We start from the raw sequence: 15,049 nt of genomic DNA, 5'->3' as shown, positions 1-15,049 counted from the left end.
GCTGCCGTACGCCGTTGAGGACCCCCGCACGAGAGGCAGCCCCACCTGTGACTGCAATTCCCCAGGGCCGCACCCGCAGCGCAGTACTGCTGAGCGCGGTCTGCGCACTGGTCGTGACGGGGACGGGGCTGACGGGGTGCAGCAGTGAGGACCCCGACGCGGGCACGAACGGGGTGGGCAAGCTGCCCGCGGCCAAGATCCAGAGCAGAGCGCGCACGTCGGCGGACGCGGCCGAGGCGGTGCGGCTCTCGGGGACCGTGGTGACCAACGGGCGCACCTACCGGCTCGACATGCGCCTCAAGGGCGACGGCGGCACCGGGTCGGTCACCTCCAAGGGCGCGACGTTCCGGCTGCTGCGGGTGGGGGAGCACCTGTTCCTGAAGGCCGACGCGGAGTTCTGGAGCCACCAGGACGGCTCGGCCGACGACGCCGGTTCGGACGCCGAGGCCGCCGACAAGCTGGAGGGCATGTACGTGAAGGTCCCGACCGGGGACCCCGCCTACAAGCGCTTCAGCGGTTTCACCGACAAGGACGTCCTCCTCGACGGGCTGCTCACGCTGCACGGCGCGCTCGCGACGGACGGACGCCACGAGGTGAACGGCACGCGCACCGTCCGGATCACCGCGGACAAGGGCTCGGGCGGCAGCCTCGACGTCTCCCTGGAGGGGAAGCCGTACCCGCTGCTCCTGGTCCGCGCCGGGGACGCCGGCACCCTGCGGCTCACCGACTGGGGCAAGGACTTCGCCCTGGAGGAGCCGTCGAAGAAGGAGACGGTCGACTACGGGCAGCAGCTCCCCGCCTCGTAGCCGGCTGCGGCCGTTCTAGGAGCGCTTGCGCTTCTTGAAGAGGAGGCGCGGCAGACCGGCGGGGGCCGCTCTGCGGGTGGTCGCCGGGGTCGGGACGGGCGGCGCCGCGAGGGAGCCGTCCGGAAGGGCGCCGGTGGTGCCCCTCGGCTCCAGCCGCAGCACCCGGCACGTGGCCGCCCAGCGCTCGGGCACGGCCTCCCCGTCGGGCGCGTTCAGCCGCTTGCCCTTGAGGTCGGCGACGGCCGCCTCCCACTCCGGGGAGCGGGGCGTCAGTTCCACGACCTTCGCGGCCCAGGACACCAGCCGCCCGCCCTTGTCCTTGCTGCGTACGGTGACCACCGCGTCGCCCCCGTCGGCCAGGGCCGGCAGCGGCTGCTCGCCGGGTCCGTCGCCGACCAGGCACGCGGCACCCTCGTGCCAGACGTGCCACAGCGGCCGCGAGGGCGCCGCGGGACCCTCCCGGTGCTCCGGCGCCGGCGCGGCGCCGCCCGTCACCCAGATCAGCCCGGACTTCTTGGTGGCCTCCTCGACGAGGGCCTGGTCGAGCAGCTTCTCCGTCATGGGGGCAAGACTATCCAGCGGCGCCACGCGGCCGGCCGGCCCGTTCAGAGCCAGCCGTTGCGCTTCAGCGTGCGGTGGATGCCCAGGCAGATGACCACGGTGATGCCCATCACCACGGGGTAGCCGAACCGCCAGTGCAGCTCCGGCATGTGCTCGAAGTTCATCCCGTACACCCCGCACACCATCGTGGGTACGGCGATGATGGCCGCCCAGGACGTGATCTTGCGCATGTCCTCGTTCTGCGCGACGGAGGCCTGCGCGAGGTTCGCCTGGAGGATCGAGTTGAGCAGCTCGTCGAAGCCGACGACCTGCTCCTGCACCCGGGCCAGGTGGTCGGCGACGTCGCGGAAGTACTTCTGGATGTCGGGGTCGATGAGCCGCATCGGCCGCTCGCTCAGCAGCTGCATGGGACGCAGCAGCGGGGACACCGCCCGCTTGAACTCCAGTACCTCACGCTTGAGTTGGTAGATCTGCCCGGCGTCCGTACCGCGCGGCGTGCCCTTGCGGCCCGGCGAGAACACCTCGGTCTCGACCTCGTCGATGTCGTCCTGCACGGCGTCGGCGACCGCGATGTAGCCGTCGACGACGTGGTCCGCGATCGCGTGCAGCACCGCCGAGGGCCCCTTGGCCAGCAGCTCCGGGTCGTCCTGCAGCCGGTGGCGCAGCGCCCGCAACGAGCCCTGCCCGCCGTGCCGGACGGTGATGAAGAAGTCCCGTCCGGTGAAGCACATCACCTCGCCGGTCTCCACCACCTCGCTGGTGGCGGTGAGTTGGGTGTGCTCGACGTAGTGGATGGTCTTGAAGACGGTGAAGAGGGTGTCGTCGTAGCGCTCCAGCTTGGGGCGCTGGTGGGCCTGCACCGCGTCCTCGACGGCCAGCGGGTGCAGCCCGAACTCGCTGGCGATACCGGCGAATTCGGCCTCGGTGGGCTCGTGCAGACCGATCCAGACGAAGCCGCCGTCGCGGCGCACCTGGCGCATCGCCTCGTGCGGTGTCAGCTGCTCGGAGGCCTCGACGCGGGCGCCGTCGAGGTAGACCGCGCAGTCGACCACGGCGGAGGGGGTGGCGGGGTCGCGGGTGGCGTCGTACGAGCCACCGTCCTTGCGCAGGGAGGGCCGCGGACGGACCGCCGCACGGAGGTCACGGATCATCGACATGGCAGGCTCCTTAACAACGGAGGCCGCCGGCGACGGGTGGAACTGCCCGGAATGGGGACGTCCTGACCAGGGATCTCCCGGCCGTGTGCGGCAGGGATGTTTGGCACGTCCACAAAGCGGGGAGCACCGCACCGTCGCGGTGGCAGCTTCGCTACTGATTCAGATCAGACGGATCAGTCGGATGGATCAGGCGGAACGAAGTGCTCTTCCGTCGGTGCACCGGACAGACAAAGATGCGAGCGCGAGAGGCGGCAGCAGGCAGAGCCAGAGCTACGTCAGCGGCCGGAAGAGCGGGTGGTACTGCACGGTCGACTTCGGTCCATTGCAGCCCCACCTCCTCCGGCCGGTCCCCCGTGAGGGACGATCCATCCCCCGTAGGGGAGTCTCATGCGTCGAGGCTCGAGAGCGACGCTTCTGCGTGCTGCCCCGACCAGCGGCCAAGACTATCAGCGCACCGAAGCGTCAAGGCCCCGCTTTGCCCGTTGTTGACCGCGTGGTCCGGGGTGCCCCGGCCGTGAAAGCGCCGCCTATGCTCGGCGTATGGCAGATGTTCTCCCCCTGGTCGAGGCCCGGTTGCGCTCCGCGTTCGGCGAGCCGGACGCGCGCGCCGCGGTCACCTTCCTCGGCACCGACCGCATCGAAGTGCTGCGCTTCACAGAGGGCGACGTCGTCCGCTACGCGACGCTCGGCATGTCGGCGCAGCCGATGACCGACCCCACCGCGGCCCTCGCCGACCCGGTCAAGGGCCCGCGCGCCGAGCTGGTCCTGTCGGTGCGCGCCGGGGAGGCCGACACCGACAAGGTGCTCCGCCCCCTCGCCGTGCTCGCCGCGTCCCCGCAGGTGGAGGGCCTGGTCGTGGCCCCGGGCGCCTCGCTCGACGTGGGGGAACCGCTGTGGCCCGGGGCGCCGTTCACGTCCGTCCTGGTGGCCGAGCCGGGCGGTCTGGTGGAGGACCTGGACCTGGACGCGCCGGCCGACCCCGTACGGTTCCTGCCGCTGCTGCCGATGACCCCGAACGAGGCCGCCTGGAAGCGCGTGCACGGCGCGGGCGCCCTCCAGGAGCGCTGGCTGAACGGCGGGACGGACCTGCGCGATCCGCTGCGCAGGTCCGTGGCCCTGGACTGAGCCGACCGGCTGAGGCCGCGTCAGTTCCCGGCCGTCGCCCGGTCGGCGAAGACCGAGACGCCGTCCTCGGTGGCGTGGCGCGGCTCCAGTTCCTCGGCCTCGTGGGTGAGCGCGCCGCGCCGTACGAGGACCACCACCGCGCCGAGCACCGCGGTGACCGCCGCGACCACGAACGGGATGTGGACGTCGGTCCACTCCTCGATCCTCGGCGCGAAGTAGGGCGCCGCAGCGGCCGCGAACCAGCGCACGAAGTTGTATCCGGCGCTCGCCACCGGGCGCGGCGCGTCCGAGACGCCCAGCGCCAGCTCCGTGTAGACCGTGTTGTTCACGCCGATGAAGGCGCCGGACAGGACCGTGCAGACGACGGCCGTGGCGTGGTCGCCGTAGCCCAGCACCAGGACGTCGGCGGCGAGCAGCACGAGGGAGCCGCCGAGCACCTTCAGCGAGCCGAACCGGGCCTGGAGGCGCGGCGCGACGATCACCGAGAAGACGGCGAGCAGCAGGCCCCAGCAGAAGAAGACGGCACCGGACCTGTAGGGGCTCATGTCCAGCACGAACGGCGTGAAGGCCAGCACCGTGAAGAACGTGTAGTTGTAGAAGAACGCGGAGGCGGCGACCGAGGCCAGTCCGCCGTGGCCCAGCGCCCTGATCGGGTCCAGCAGCGAGGTCTTGCGCGCGGGCCTCGGCTGTTCCTTCAGGAACACGGTGATGCACAGGAAGCCGATCGCCATCAGGAACGCGGTGCCGAAGAACGGGTAGCGCCAGCTCGCGTCGCCGAGCAGCGCGCCGAGCAGGGGCCCGCACGCCATGCCGAGGCCGAGGGCGGACTCGTACAGGAGGATCGCCGCGGCGCTGCCGCCCGCCGCCGCGCCGACGATGACCGCGAGGGCCGTCGAGACGAAGAGGGCGTTGCCGAGGCCCCACCCCGCGCGGAAGCCGACCAGTTCGCCCACCGAGCCGGAGGTGCCCGCGAGCCCGGCGAAGACCACGACCAGGGCGAGCCCGGCGAGCAGTGTCTTACGGCCGCCGATCCGGCTGGAGACGAAGCCCGTCACCAGCATGGCGACGGCCGTGATCAGGAAGTACGAGGTGAAGAGCAGCGACACCTGCCCGGCCGTGGCGTCGAGGCCCTTGGCGATGGAGGGCAGGATCGGGTCGACCAGCCCGATGCCCATGAAGGCGACGACGGACGCGCCCGCGGTCGCCCAGACCGCCTTCGGCTGGCGCAGGATCCCGCCGGCCCCGGAGTCGAACGGGTCCGCTTCGGCGGGTCCTCCTGTGCTGCTGTTCATGCCTGCTCCTCCGAGGCTCGCAGGGAGATCGTTGACGTATACACACAATAAGTTAGCTCAGCTAATTAATGCAAGTACCATCTAGTTGTCCCGGGGTGACGGGCACACGCCGGACGGGTGATCGTCCTTGACGCGGCGAAGGACGGGGAGGACCGTTGGGGCCTATGAGGGGCGAACCCAGTTGCCCGAAGTGTGGTGGCCGGGTCAGGGCTCCCGGACTCTTCTCCGACTCCTGGCAGTGCGATGTCCACGGGACGGTGCATCCACTGCAGCCCGTGATCCCGCCCAGCGTCGAGGCTCTCAGCGTCGTGGTGCACCGCGCGCAGGTCCCGGTGTGGATGCCGTGGCCCCTGCCCGTCGGCTGGCTGTTCACGGGCGTGGGCTGCGCGGGTGACGACCGCAACGGCGGCCGCGCGACCGTCGTCGCCTGTTCGGGGCCGGGCCCGCTGGGCGGCATAGGGGAGCTGGTGCTGGTCGCCGAGGAGCTCGGCGTCGGCCTCGGCGCCCGGTACGCGGGCGTCGACGGCCCCGATCCCGGCCCGTACATGAACGTCGAGAAGCCGCCCCAGGCCAAGGTCCTCGCGGCCGGCCGGCCCACCCCGCTCTGGCTCGTCTCCGGCTCCCCGGACGACCGCGCCGTGTTCGCGGGCGAGGCGCTCGGACTGTGGCTGTGGGCCGTCGTGTGGCCGGAGCAGTCGGGCCTGCTCATGTACGACGAACTCGTACTCACGGATCTGCGCGACGCGGGCGCCGAGGTGGACCTGCTGCCGTGCGGGGCGCTGTCACCTCGGATTCTTGAGCCTTGAGGTGTGAGGCACGGTCCGCGCGATGGCGCGTGAGGGGCGGTGTGTTCGGTTCAGGCGGTGGCGCGTGACGGCGGTCGGGGCTCTGGGTGAGGGGTGCCGGGAGGGTGCCTGCGTAGGGGGTGCTCGGGCGTTGCGGGTGTGACAGGGGGGCGTGGGATTCCCGTTATCCTTGAGCAGTCCCTTCCGTCCCCGTCACCGCTTGGAGTCCGCGTCGTGCGCATCGACCTGCACACCCACTCCACCGCCTCCGACGGTACGGACCGCCCGGCCGAGCTGGTCCGCAAGGCCGCGGCCGCCGGGCTGGACGTCGTCGGGCTGACCGACCACGACACGACCCGGGGTCACGCCGAGGCGATCGCCGCCCTTCCCGAGGGGCTGACGCTGGTCACCGGCGCCGAACTCTCCTGCCGCCTCGACGGCGTCAGCATGCACGTCCTGGCCTACCTCTTCGACCCCGAGGAGCCCGCGTTCCTCGCCGAGCGCGAGCTGGTCAGGGACGACCGGGTGCCGCGCGCCCAGGCCATGGTCGCCAAGCTCCGCGAACTGGGCGTCCCCATCAGCTGGGAGCAGGTCGCCCGGATCGCGGGCGACGGCTCGGTCGGCCGGCCCCACGTCGCCTCCGCCCTCGTCGAGCTCGGTGTCGTACCGAGCGTCGGGGACGCCTTCACCGGCGAGTGGCTGGCCGACGGCGGCCGGGGGTACGTCTCCAAGCACGAGACCGACCCCTTCGAGGCGATCAGGCTGATCAAGGGCGCGGGCGGCGTCGCCGTCTTCGCGCACCCGGCCGCCGCCAAGCGCGGACGGACCGTGCCGGACAGCGCCATCGCCGAGCTCGCCGCCGCCGGCCTCGACGGCATCGAGGTCGAGCACATGGACCACGAGCCGGCCACCCGGGCGCGGTTGCGCGGGCTGGCGAGCGAGCTGGGGCTGCTCACCACGGGGTCCTCCGACTACCACGGCAGCCGCAAGAGCTGCGCGCTCGGCGAGTACACCACCGACCCCGAGGTCTACGGGGAGATCACCCGGCGGGCCACCGGGGCGTTCCCCGTCCCGGGGGCGGGGGGAAGCCGCCGCTCCCGCTAGGCGAAGGGTCGCTCGGCCGCTCCATCGCTGAATCGCTCGGTCGTGCGCTTCGGGGTCCCGGGATCGCCGGGACTGCCGGGTGCCTGGTTCGCTCGGTGGTGGTTCTGGTTCGGCTGGGTGCCGGGGATCCCGGCGCCGCCGGGTGGTCGGTTCACTCCGTCGTGGTGCGGCTCGCGTGCGGCTGCTCTCCGTTGCTGCGGTCCAGGGTCCTCTCGGAGGGCTCCAGCCCGGCGCGGTTGTGATTCGGGGCTTTCTCGATGCGGTCCGGTGCCGGGTGCTGTCTCGGTCCGGCCGGTCGCCGGGGCCGTCTCGATCCGGTCCGTGTCGTGGCTGCGGCGCGTACGCCGCCGGTCCGTGACCCGTGCTCAGTGCTTCCCGTGCCGTGAGACGCCGTGCCCGCGCGCGACGCGGCCCCCTTCGTTCGTTCCGTCCCGACTTCTGTCCCCATGGCGTCCGCCCTCGTCGCGGTGCGCCACCTCGTCCTGTTCATCCCGTTCCACCGCACACAGCAAGGCACCACCGTGTTCGACGTCGCCGTCTTCGGCTCGCTCTTCCTGACCCTCTTCGTGATCATGGATCCCCCCGGGATCACCCCGATCTTCCTCGCGCTCACCGCCGGACGCCCCGGCAAGGTGCAGAAGCGCATGGCCTTCCAGGCCGTCTGCGTGGCCGGTGGCGTGATCGCCGTGTTCGGTCTGCTCGGGCACCAGATCCTGAACTACCTGCACGTGTCCGTACCCGCGCTGATGATCGCGGGCGGGCTGCTCCTGCTGCTTATCGCCCTCGACCTGCTGACCGGCAAGACCGACGAGCCCAAGCAGACGAAGGACGTCAACGTCGCCCTCGTCCCGCTCGGCATGCCGCTGCTGGCCGGGCCCGGCGCGATCGTGTCCGTCATCCTCGCCGTCCAGAAGGCCGACAGCGCGTCGACCCAGCTGTCCGTGTGGTCCGCGATCCTCGCCATCCACGTCGTGCTGTGGATCGTCATGCGGTACTCGCTGCTGATCATCCGCGTCATCAAGGACGGCGGTGTCGTGCTGGTGACCCGCCTCGCGGGCATGATGCTCTCCGCCATCGCCGTCCAGCAGATCATCAACGGCGTCACGCAGGTGATCCAGGGCGCCTGAGCCGCCCGCAACGTGCAAAGCCCCCGTACGGCATGTGCCGTACGGGGGCTCCGAAGTCTGCGAAGCGTCTGCGGGTTACGTGGAAAACACCCGCGTGTTACGAGGCAGTCGAGTCGGCCGGGCGGATCCAGAGGCGCTGCCCGATGGCGGCTGCCTGCTGAACGATCCGGTTGACGGAGGCGGCGTCCACGACGGTCGTGTCCACGGGGGTGCCGTCGACATCGTCGAGTCGCATGATTTCGAAGCGCATTGGCTTCTCCCTTCGTCTGGTCATCCTCCTGAGGAGAACTACTGATGTGTGAGGCGTGAGGCAGCAGTGCCCCTCCGCTTCATACGGATTCAACGGGATGCGTGTTACAAACATTCCCTACGCTAAGGAAAATTTTCGAGAACCTAATTACTGACGGGTAAACGATCGGCCCCGGCGGGTGGGGCGACGGCGTGGCGAGGCGGCAGAAGGCGGCGCGGGCGGCGGCGGGACCGACCGGGAGCAGTTGTGTTCGCAGCGTGACGGCCGGGACAATGGACGCAATGAACGACGACCTCGCGGCGCTCGGCGGCCGCATCGACCGTACGAACGAGCTGCTCCAGCGCATGCTCGCCGAGGTGGCGAAGACGCCCTCGACCCACGCGATCTTCGTCGACGCCGGTTATCTGTACGCCGCCGCCGGACGGCTCGTCGCCGGGACCGAGGACCGCCGGGCCTTCGACCTCGACGCCGAGGGCCTCATCGAGGCGCTCATCGACCGGGCTCGCACGATCTTCGCCGACAGCAGGCTGCTGCGCGTCTACTGGTACGACGGCGCGCGGCGCCGGATCCACACCGCCGAGCAGCAGTCGATCGCCGAGCTGCCCGACGTCAAGGTCCGCCTGGGCAACCTCAACGCCAACAACCAGCAGAAGGGCGTCGACTCGATCATCCGCAGCGACCTGGAGTCACTCGCCCGGCACCGCGCCATCAGCGACGCCGCGCTGCTCGGCGGCGACGAGGACCTGGTGTCGGCCGTCGAGGCGGCCCAGGGCTACGGGGCGCGGGTCCACCTCTGGGGGATCGAGGCGCCCGAGGGCCGCAACCAGGCCGAGCCGCTGCTCTGGGAGGTCGACAGCCAGCGGACGTTCGACCTCGACTTCTTCAAGCCGTACGTGACCCGGCGGACCGCCGCCACGTACGACGCCGCCGGGACGGCTCGCCCTGCTCGGGACGACGTGCGGTTCGTGGGTGCGCAGATCGCCGCGAAGTGGCTGGCGGCGCGGGGGCGGGAGTCGCTGGGCGAGCTGCTTCCCGGGCATCCGTATCTGCCCGGGTCCGTCGACCAGGATCTGCTCGTCGAGGCCGAGGGGCTGCTCCAGTACTCCCTGCGGGGGCAGGCCGATCTCCGTCGCTCGCTCCGGGACGGCTTCTGGGCGCATCTCCAGTCGCAGTTCTAGGTCCCGTCGTTCGAGGGGGGCCGGCTCAGGCCGGGGGGCAGTCGTCCCAGAAGCGGGCGAGTGCCTTTGCCGTGTCCTGCGGCCGGTCCGTGTTCGGGGAGTGCTCCGCCCCCCGTACGACGGTGCGCCGCGCGTCCAGCCGTACCGCCATGTCGTCCAGCAGCGGCAAGGGCCAGGCGTCGTCGCGGTCGCCGGAGATGACGTGCATCGGGAGCGGTACGGCGGCCAGTTCGGGTACGCGGTCGGGTTCCGTGCACAGTTGCCGGCCCGTCGCGATGAGCTGCGCGGGGCTGTTGGCCAGCCAGCGGCGGCGCAGGTCCGCGCGGTCGTCCAGGCCGGCGTCGAGGTCGCCCGAGTCGAGGTCGGCCGAGTCGGGGTTGCTCGGGGTGGACTCCTCCGGGGGTTCCGGGGGTTCCATCGCCTGGATGGCCTCCCAGACGTCGGCCATGCTCATCACCGCGAGGGCGTCGCGGAGCAGCTTCACGCGTTGCTGCTGCGGTACGGAGACCTGGGCGGGGCCCGAGGACATGAGGGTGAGCGACCTGAACGGGGTCGGGTCCAGCAGGACCGCGGCGCGGGCGATCTGACCGCCGAGGGAGTGGCCCACGAGGTGGACCGGGGCGTCGAGGGCTGCCGCCTGGGCCAGGACGTCGTGTGCCAACTCGGCCTGGGCGTACGGGGTTTCGTCGTCCGGGGGGCCGGGTGTCTCGTACTGGCCGCGTCCGTCGACGGCGACGGTGCGGTAGCCGGCGGCGGCGAGGGGCTCGTGCAGGGCGATGAAGTCCTCCTTGCTGCCGGTGAATCCCGGGAGCAGCAGGGCGGTTCCTCTCGGCGGGGCCGTCGGGGCGGCGTCCAGCACGGCGAAGTCGCCGCGTGCGGTCGCGAGACGGTACGCCCGGACACCGGGCGGCGGGACGAAACTGGGCGGCCTGCTCATGCCCCGAGGCTATCTGGGACTGCTGAGGGGCGCTGTGGTGGGCGTCCGGCGCGGTGGGGCCGGTGGGTGGGTCGGGTCCGTGCCGGTACATCCGGCCGTCGGTAGTTGTTGTGGGCGTCCGTCACCAGCGTTCCTCGGTCGGGTACGTCCCCGTCTCGACGGCCATTTGATGTACCGGCACGGCCCCTTCGGTCGCAGGGCGACTGCGGGCCGTGGGCGGCTGAGCCGCGGGGGCTCGGGCCCGGTGGCTCCGGTGCGGGCTGGCGGGGCGACGCCCACCTGGCTGCGGACGGGCGTGCGGCGTCCACCCGGCTGGGGACGGCGGTCCGCCCGCTCCCGCTGCGGGCAGGCGTGCGGCGTCCGCCCAGGTGGGGCCAGGCGGTCCGCCCGCTCCATCTGCGGGCAGGCGTGCGGCGCCCACCCGGTTGGCGACGGAGGTCCGTCCGCTCCCGCTGCGGGCAGGCGTGCGGCGTGGGTCGGCCGTTCTCGCTACAGCTGCGGGCAATCGTGCCGCTGGGGCGGCACGGGTGGGCGCAGGCGGCTCCCCGTTGGCGCCGGGTTCGCCGTCCCACCTCGGCCTCGGCTGCGGCGCCGGGTGCCGATGCAGGAGCGGGAGTTGGCCCACCCGGGGACGGCACCCGTAGACGCCGGGTTCGCCGGCCCACTCCGACGTCGGGCTCAGCGTCGGGTGCTGATGCAGGCGAGGGGGAGTGAACCGCTACGAGCGGCACCCCGTTGGTGTCGGGGGCGGCGGCCCTGGGGCTACGTCAACCAAGGCTCCGGGGAGCCGAGTTGGCTAGGAGGCGGGGGACCCGTACCCGGGATGTCGAACGGCCCGGTCCCTTGGGAAAGGGGCCGGGCCGTTCGAGGTGGGGATCAGCTGTCCGCGGGCTCCGTGGCCGCAACGGCCTTGCGGGTGCGGCGGCGCGGCTTGGCCTCGGGCTCGTCGGCCGTCTGCGCCGGGATCTCGGCGTCGACGGTGGCGACCGCGGCCTTGCGCGGACGCCGCTTCGGCTGCGGCTCCCCGGCGGTCTCGGCGACCGCCGCCGTCGTGGCCTTGGCACGGCTGCGGCGCGGCTTGGCCTCCGCGGCCTCGGTGGCGACCTCGGCCGTGGCGTCCGCGGCCGTGGCGACGGCCTTGCGGGTGCGACGCGGCTTCGCGGGCGCCTCCGTGGCGGCCTCGGCCGTGTCGACCGCGGTCTCGGCGGCCTTGCGGGTGCGGCGGCGCGGCTTGGCCTCGGGCTCGTCGGCCGTCTGTGCCGGGATCTCGGCGTCGACGGTAGCGACCGCGGCCTTGCGGGTACGGCGCTTCGGCTTGGCCTCGGCGGCCTCCGCGGTGTCCACGGCGGTCTCGGCGGCCTCCGTCACCGGCGCGGCCTTGGCGCGGGTGCGACGCGGCTTCGCGGGGGCTTCCGTGGCGGCCTCGGCCGTGTCGACCACGGTCTCGGCGGTATCGGCGGCCTTCCGGGTGCGGCGGCGCGGCTTGGCCTCGGGCTCGGTGGTCTCCACGACCCCGGCGACCTCGGCGGCGGGCGCCTCGACGGCCGTCGTCTCCGCGGCCCTGCGGGTGCGGCGACGGCGCGGCTTCTCCTCGGTGACACCCTCGGCCGTGTCCACAGCGGCCTCGGCCGACGGCTGCTCGGCCACGGCCTCGGTCACCGCGACCGGCTCCGCGCCGGCCCCGTTACGGGTGCGGCGGCGACGGCGCGGGGTACGCGGCTCGGTGGCCTCCGTGGTCCCGGCGGACTCGACGGGCGTCACCGCGGCGGACGCGGACGTCTCCTCCAGCGGCGCTCCGTTGCGCGTACGGCGGCGGCGGCGCGGCGTGCGCGCCGGGCGCTCACGCTCGCTGTCGCGCTCCGCGACCGGCGCGGCGGCGGCGCGTCCACCGCGGGCGGTGCGCTGACCGCGGCCACCGGTCTCACCCAGGTCCTCGACCACCTCGGCGGAGAGGCCCGCGCGGGTGCGCTCGGAGCGCGGCAGGACACCCTTGGTGCCGGCCGGGATCTTCAGCTCCTCGAACAGGTGCGGGGACGTGGAGTACGTCTCCGGCGGGTCCGGGAAACCGAGGTCCAGCGCCTTGTTGATGAGCTGCCAGCGCGGGATGTCGTCCCAGTCGACGAGCGTGACCGCGATGCCCTTGGCGCCCGCGCGGCCCGTACGGCCGATGCGGTGCAGGTAGGTCTTCTCGTCCTCGGGGGACTGGTAGTTGATGACGTGCGTGACGCCTTCGACGTCGATACCGCGGGCGGCGACGTCGGTGCAGACGAGGACGTCCACCTTGCCGTTGCGGAAGGCGCGCAGCGCCTGCTCGCGGGCACCCTGGCCGAGGTCGCCGTGGACCGCGCCGGACGCGAAACCGCGCTGCTGGAGCTGGTCGGCGAGGTCGGCCGCCGTCCGCTTGGTGCGGCAGAAGACCATCGCGAGACCGCGGCCGTCGGCCTGCAGTATGCGCGAGACGATCTCCGGCTTGTCCATGTTGTGCGCGCGGTAGATGTGCTGCGCGGTGTTGCGCACCGTCGCGCCCTCGTCGTCCGGCGAGGTGGCGCTGATGTGCGTCGGCTGCGACATGTAGCGGCGGGCCAGGCCGATGACGGCGCCCGGCATCGTGGCCGAGAACAGCATCGTCTGACGGCGGGCCGGCAGCATGTTGATGATCTTCTCGACGTCGGGCAGGAAGCCCAGGTCGAGCATCTCGTCGGCCTCGTCGAGGACGAGCGACTTGATGTGCTTCAGGTTCAGCTTCTTCTGGCCCGCGAGGTCCAGCAGGCGGCCGGGGGTGCCGACGACCACGTCGACGCCCTTCTTCAGGGCCTCGACCTGGGGCTCGTAGGCACGGCCGCCGTAGATGGCGAGCACGCGCACGTTGCGGACCTTGCCCGCGGTCAGCAGGTCGTTGGTGACCTGGGTGCACAGCTCACGTGTCGGGACGACGACGAGCGCCTGCGGGGCCTCCGTGAGCTGCTCGGGCAGGGCGCGGCCCGCCTCGACGTCCGCGGGGACCGTCACGCGCTCCAGGAGCGGGAGACCGAAGCCCAGCGTCTTGCCGGTGCCGGTCTTGGCCTGTCCGATGACGTCCTTGCCCGTGAGGGCGACCGGGAGCGTCATCTCCTGGATGGGGAAGGGGTTGAGAATGCCGACGGCCTCAAGGGCTTCGGCGGTCTCGGGAAGGATTCCGAGGTCTCGAAAAGTCGTAGTCAGGGTGCTGCCTCTTCTGTGAACGCGGTGCGAGGCGAGCGCGGGGGTCGTGTCTGGACCGTGCCGGGGACGTCGGCCGCTTTGCGGGCTGGCCGAGTGGCATGGGACCACTGCCGACGCTCGAGCGCTCGTACCGCTGAGGGTTCCTCCGGGTGTCGTACGCAAGGTGCCGTACGGACGTGGAGGTCTGTCGGGTCGGAGCCGATCGGGCCACCGACCGGGCATCCTCATTCACGCGGCCCGTCGAATGACTCGCCGGGCGCATTACCACCATACCCCGGAATCGCGCACACGCGATGGCCGATTTGGTCACATGGTCGTCGTCACACTGATTGACCAGGGACTTCCGTGGCGCGGCGAGCGGGCTATTGTGCGCTTCATGACGACGCCTGACAACGCCGCTGCCACCCCCGCCGAAGCCACTCCCGCGGCCACCGGAGTCGCCGCGCAGAACTGGGACACGGCCTCCGCCGACCCCCAGTACCGCGCCGCGGTCGTGGACCTGCTCGGAGCGCTCGCGTACGGCGAGCTGGCGGCGTTCGAGCGGCTCGCGGAGGACGCCAAGCTGGCACCCACGCTGTCCGACAAGGCGGCGCTGGCCAAGATGGCGTCGGCCGAGTTCCACCACTTCGAGCAGCTGCGCGACCGGCTGTCCGCCGTGGGCGCGGAGCCGACCGGGGCGATGGAGCCCTTCGTGGCCGCGCTCGACGGCTTCCACCGCCAGACGGCGCCCTCGGACTGGCTGGAGGGACTCGTCAAGGCGTACGTCGGCGACTCCATCGCCAGCGACTTCTACCGCGAGGTCGCCGCGCGTCTCGACACCGACACCCGCGCGCTCGTCCTCGCGGTCCTCGACGACACCGGGCACGCCAGCTTCGCCGTCGAGAAGGTCCGGGCAGCGATCGACGCCGAGCCCCGCGTCGGCGGCCGGCTCGCCCTGTGGGCCCGCCGCCTGATGGGCGAGGCGCTGTCCCAGTCGCAGCGGGTGGTCGCCGACCGTGACGCCCTGTCGACCATGCTCGTCGGCGGAGTCGCGGACGGCTTCGACCTCGCGGAGGTCGGCCGGATGTTCTCCCGGATCACCGAGGCCCACACCAAGCGCATGGCCGCCCTGGGCCTCGCGGCCTGAGCGTCCCCGGACGCGGACGGCCGTCGAGCCGCCGGTGGCTTCCGGCGGCTCGATGAACGGTGACGCGGACGGCCTCGCGGGGTCCGGCCGGCGGCGGTCCTACGCCGGCGCCGAACGGCGGCGAAAGCGCTCCGCCGGACGGAGCAGCAGCGACAGCGAGGCGGCCGAGACCGCGACCGCGCCGACGAGGGTCAGCGAGAAGTGGCCGGGACCGAGCGCGCTGTGGGTCAGAAAGGCTCCGAAGAGTGCTCCCGCGACGCCCGTCGACAGCACCAGGCTGCGCGTGGGGAGCCGGTGGGGCAGGCGGTACGCCGCCGCCCAGGCGAGGGCGAGACCGAGGATCGCGGAGCCGAGCGCTTCCAAAAACATCGTGGGTTCCCTCCCGCACGGCTGGGGCAAA

Annotated in this window: 14 protein-coding genes; 7 read left to right on the top strand and 7 right to left on the bottom strand. The window is 72.2% G+C overall.

Translation table 11 applies throughout. The annotated features are described in order from the left end of the window. Window positions 1-47 precede the first annotated feature (47 nt). Window positions 48-806: a hypothetical protein gene (locus ACZ4VA_RS29640; protein ID WP_356171857.1), complete on the top strand. Its 759-nt coding sequence runs from the start codon at window positions 48-50 to the stop codon at window positions 804-806. Between the two features lie 15 nt (window positions 807-821). Here the strand turns inward: ACZ4VA_RS29640 and ACZ4VA_RS29635 are convergent, their stop codons facing one another. Continuing rightward, window positions 822-1,367, bottom strand: a complete 546-nt coding sequence (locus ACZ4VA_RS29635; RefSeq protein WP_356171860.1) for a hypothetical protein — start codon at window positions 1,365-1,367, stop codon at window positions 822-824. A gap of 44 nt (window positions 1,368-1,411) precedes the next feature. Then, window positions 1,412-2,524 carry a magnesium and cobalt transport protein CorA gene (locus tag ACZ4VA_RS29630; protein ID WP_355791588.1) on the bottom strand — a complete coding sequence of 371 codons (1,113 nt, stop codon included), beginning with the start codon at window positions 2,522-2,524 and terminating at the stop codon, window positions 1,412-1,414. A gap of 540 nt (window positions 2,525-3,064) precedes the next feature. Between ACZ4VA_RS29630 and ACZ4VA_RS29625 the strand changes: the two genes are divergently transcribed. Further along, window positions 3,065-3,649, top strand: coding sequence for a suppressor of fused domain protein (locus tag ACZ4VA_RS29625; RefSeq protein WP_355791585.1), 585 nt, complete (start codon window positions 3,065-3,067; stop codon window positions 3,647-3,649). Between the two features lie 20 nt (window positions 3,650-3,669). On the opposite strand, the gene ACZ4VA_RS29620 is transcribed toward ACZ4VA_RS29625, so the two are convergent. After that, window positions 3,670-4,941: an MFS transporter gene (locus tag ACZ4VA_RS29620; protein ID WP_355791583.1), complete on the bottom strand. Its 1,272-nt coding sequence runs from the start codon at window positions 4,939-4,941 to the stop codon at window positions 3,670-3,672. Between the two features lie 164 nt (window positions 4,942-5,105). On the opposite strand from ACZ4VA_RS29620, the gene ACZ4VA_RS29615 reads away from it, so the two are divergent. The 3 genes from ACZ4VA_RS29615 (at window position 5,106) to ACZ4VA_RS29605 (ending at window position 7,957) form a co-directional block, all read left to right on the top strand. Further along, window positions 5,106-5,747, top strand: coding sequence for a DUF6758 family protein (locus ACZ4VA_RS29615; RefSeq protein ID WP_356171864.1), 642 nt, complete (start codon window positions 5,106-5,108; stop codon window positions 5,745-5,747). A gap of 213 nt (window positions 5,748-5,960) precedes the next feature. Then, entirely contained in the window at window positions 5,961-6,830 is an 870-nt protein-coding gene (locus ACZ4VA_RS29610) for a PHP domain-containing protein (protein WP_356238221.1), read from the top strand. A gap of 521 nt (window positions 6,831-7,351) precedes the next feature. After that, the gene (locus ACZ4VA_RS29605) at window positions 7,352-7,957 is read left to right on the top strand and encodes a MarC family protein (protein WP_355780069.1); all 606 of its coding nucleotides are present in this window, start codon (window positions 7,352-7,354) and stop codon (window positions 7,955-7,957) included. 97 nt (window positions 7,958-8,054) lie between these two features. Here ACZ4VA_RS29605 and ACZ4VA_RS29600 read toward each other — a convergent pair whose 3' ends face one another. Beyond that, window positions 8,055-8,207: a hypothetical protein gene (locus tag ACZ4VA_RS29600; protein WP_121405831.1), complete on the bottom strand. Its 153-nt coding sequence runs from the start codon at window positions 8,205-8,207 to the stop codon at window positions 8,055-8,057. A gap of 272 nt (window positions 8,208-8,479) precedes the next feature. Between ACZ4VA_RS29600 and ACZ4VA_RS29595 the strand changes: the two genes are divergently transcribed. Beyond that, entirely contained in the window at window positions 8,480-9,385 is a 906-nt protein-coding gene (locus ACZ4VA_RS29595; protein WP_355780062.1) for an NYN domain-containing protein, read from the top strand. Between the two features lie 25 nt (window positions 9,386-9,410). On the opposite strand, the gene ACZ4VA_RS29590 is transcribed toward ACZ4VA_RS29595, so the two are convergent. Both ACZ4VA_RS29590 and ACZ4VA_RS29585 read right to left on the bottom strand, forming a co-directional pair. Then, complete coding sequence (locus ACZ4VA_RS29590) at window positions 9,411-10,322, bottom strand: alpha/beta fold hydrolase (RefSeq protein ID WP_389390508.1); 912 nt, start codon at window positions 10,320-10,322, stop codon at window positions 9,411-9,413. A gap of 876 nt (window positions 10,323-11,198) precedes the next feature. Further along, on the bottom strand, window positions 11,199-13,430 hold the full coding sequence (locus tag ACZ4VA_RS29585) for a DEAD/DEAH box helicase (protein WP_468083112.1): 2,232 nt from the start codon (window positions 13,428-13,430) through the stop codon (window positions 11,199-11,201). Between the two features lie 469 nt (window positions 13,431-13,899). Here ACZ4VA_RS29585 and ACZ4VA_RS29580 point away from each other — a divergent pair, with 469 nt between their 5' ends. Continuing rightward, complete coding sequence (locus ACZ4VA_RS29580; protein ID WP_355787780.1) at window positions 13,900-14,649, top strand: ferritin-like fold-containing protein; 750 nt, start codon at window positions 13,900-13,902, stop codon at window positions 14,647-14,649. 99 nt (window positions 14,650-14,748) lie between these two features. On the opposite strand, the gene ACZ4VA_RS29575 is transcribed toward ACZ4VA_RS29580, so the two are convergent. Then, on the bottom strand, window positions 14,749-15,018 hold the full coding sequence (locus tag ACZ4VA_RS29575) for a hypothetical protein (RefSeq protein ID WP_355787777.1): 270 nt from the start codon (window positions 15,016-15,018) through the stop codon (window positions 14,749-14,751). Window positions 15,019-15,049: the final 31 nt, after the last annotated feature.

It is taken from the genome of Streptomyces sp. NPDC028308 (assembly GCF_055565855.1).
This window is presented reverse-complemented; position numbering and strand designations above follow the sequence as displayed.

Bases quoted from the DNA above. Each gene is read 5' to 3' on its own strand.
- ACZ4VA_RS29635 (WP_356171860.1), bottom strand. From the start codon at position 1,367: ATGACGGAGAAGCTGCTCGACCAGGCCCTCGTCGAGGAGGCCACCAAG.
- ACZ4VA_RS29630 (WP_355791588.1), bottom strand. From the start codon at position 2,524: ATGTCGATGATCCGTGACCTCCGTGCGGCGGTCCGTCCGCGGCCCTCC.
- ACZ4VA_RS29625 (WP_355791585.1), top strand. From the start codon at position 3,065: ATGGCAGATGTTCTCCCCCTGGTCGAGGCCCGGTTGCGCTCCGCGTTC.
- ACZ4VA_RS29620 (WP_355791583.1), bottom strand. From the start codon at position 4,941: ATGAACAGCAGCACAGGAGGACCCGCCGAAGCGGACCCGTTCGACTCC.
- ACZ4VA_RS29615 (WP_356171864.1), top strand. From the start codon at position 5,106: ATGAGGGGCGAACCCAGTTGCCCGAAGTGTGGTGGCCGGGTCAGGGCT.
- ACZ4VA_RS29600 (WP_121405831.1), bottom strand. From the start codon at position 8,207: ATGCGCTTCGAAATCATGCGACTCGACGATGTCGACGGCACCCCCGTG.
- ACZ4VA_RS29595 (WP_355780062.1), top strand. From the start codon at position 8,480: ATGGACGCAATGAACGACGACCTCGCGGCGCTCGGCGGCCGCATCGAC.
- ACZ4VA_RS29590 (WP_389390508.1), bottom strand. From the start codon at position 10,322: ATGAGCAGGCCGCCCAGTTTCGTCCCGCCGCCCGGTGTCCGGGCGTAC.
- ACZ4VA_RS29585 (WP_468083112.1), bottom strand. From the start codon at position 13,430: ATGACGCTCCCGGTCGCCCTCACGGGCAAGGACGTCATCGGACAGGCC.
- ACZ4VA_RS29580 (WP_355787780.1), top strand. From the start codon at position 13,900: ATGACGACGCCTGACAACGCCGCTGCCACCCCCGCCGAAGCCACTCCC.
- ACZ4VA_RS29575 (WP_355787777.1), bottom strand. From the start codon at position 15,018: ATGTTTTTGGAAGCGCTCGGCTCCGCGATCCTCGGTCTCGCCCTCGCC.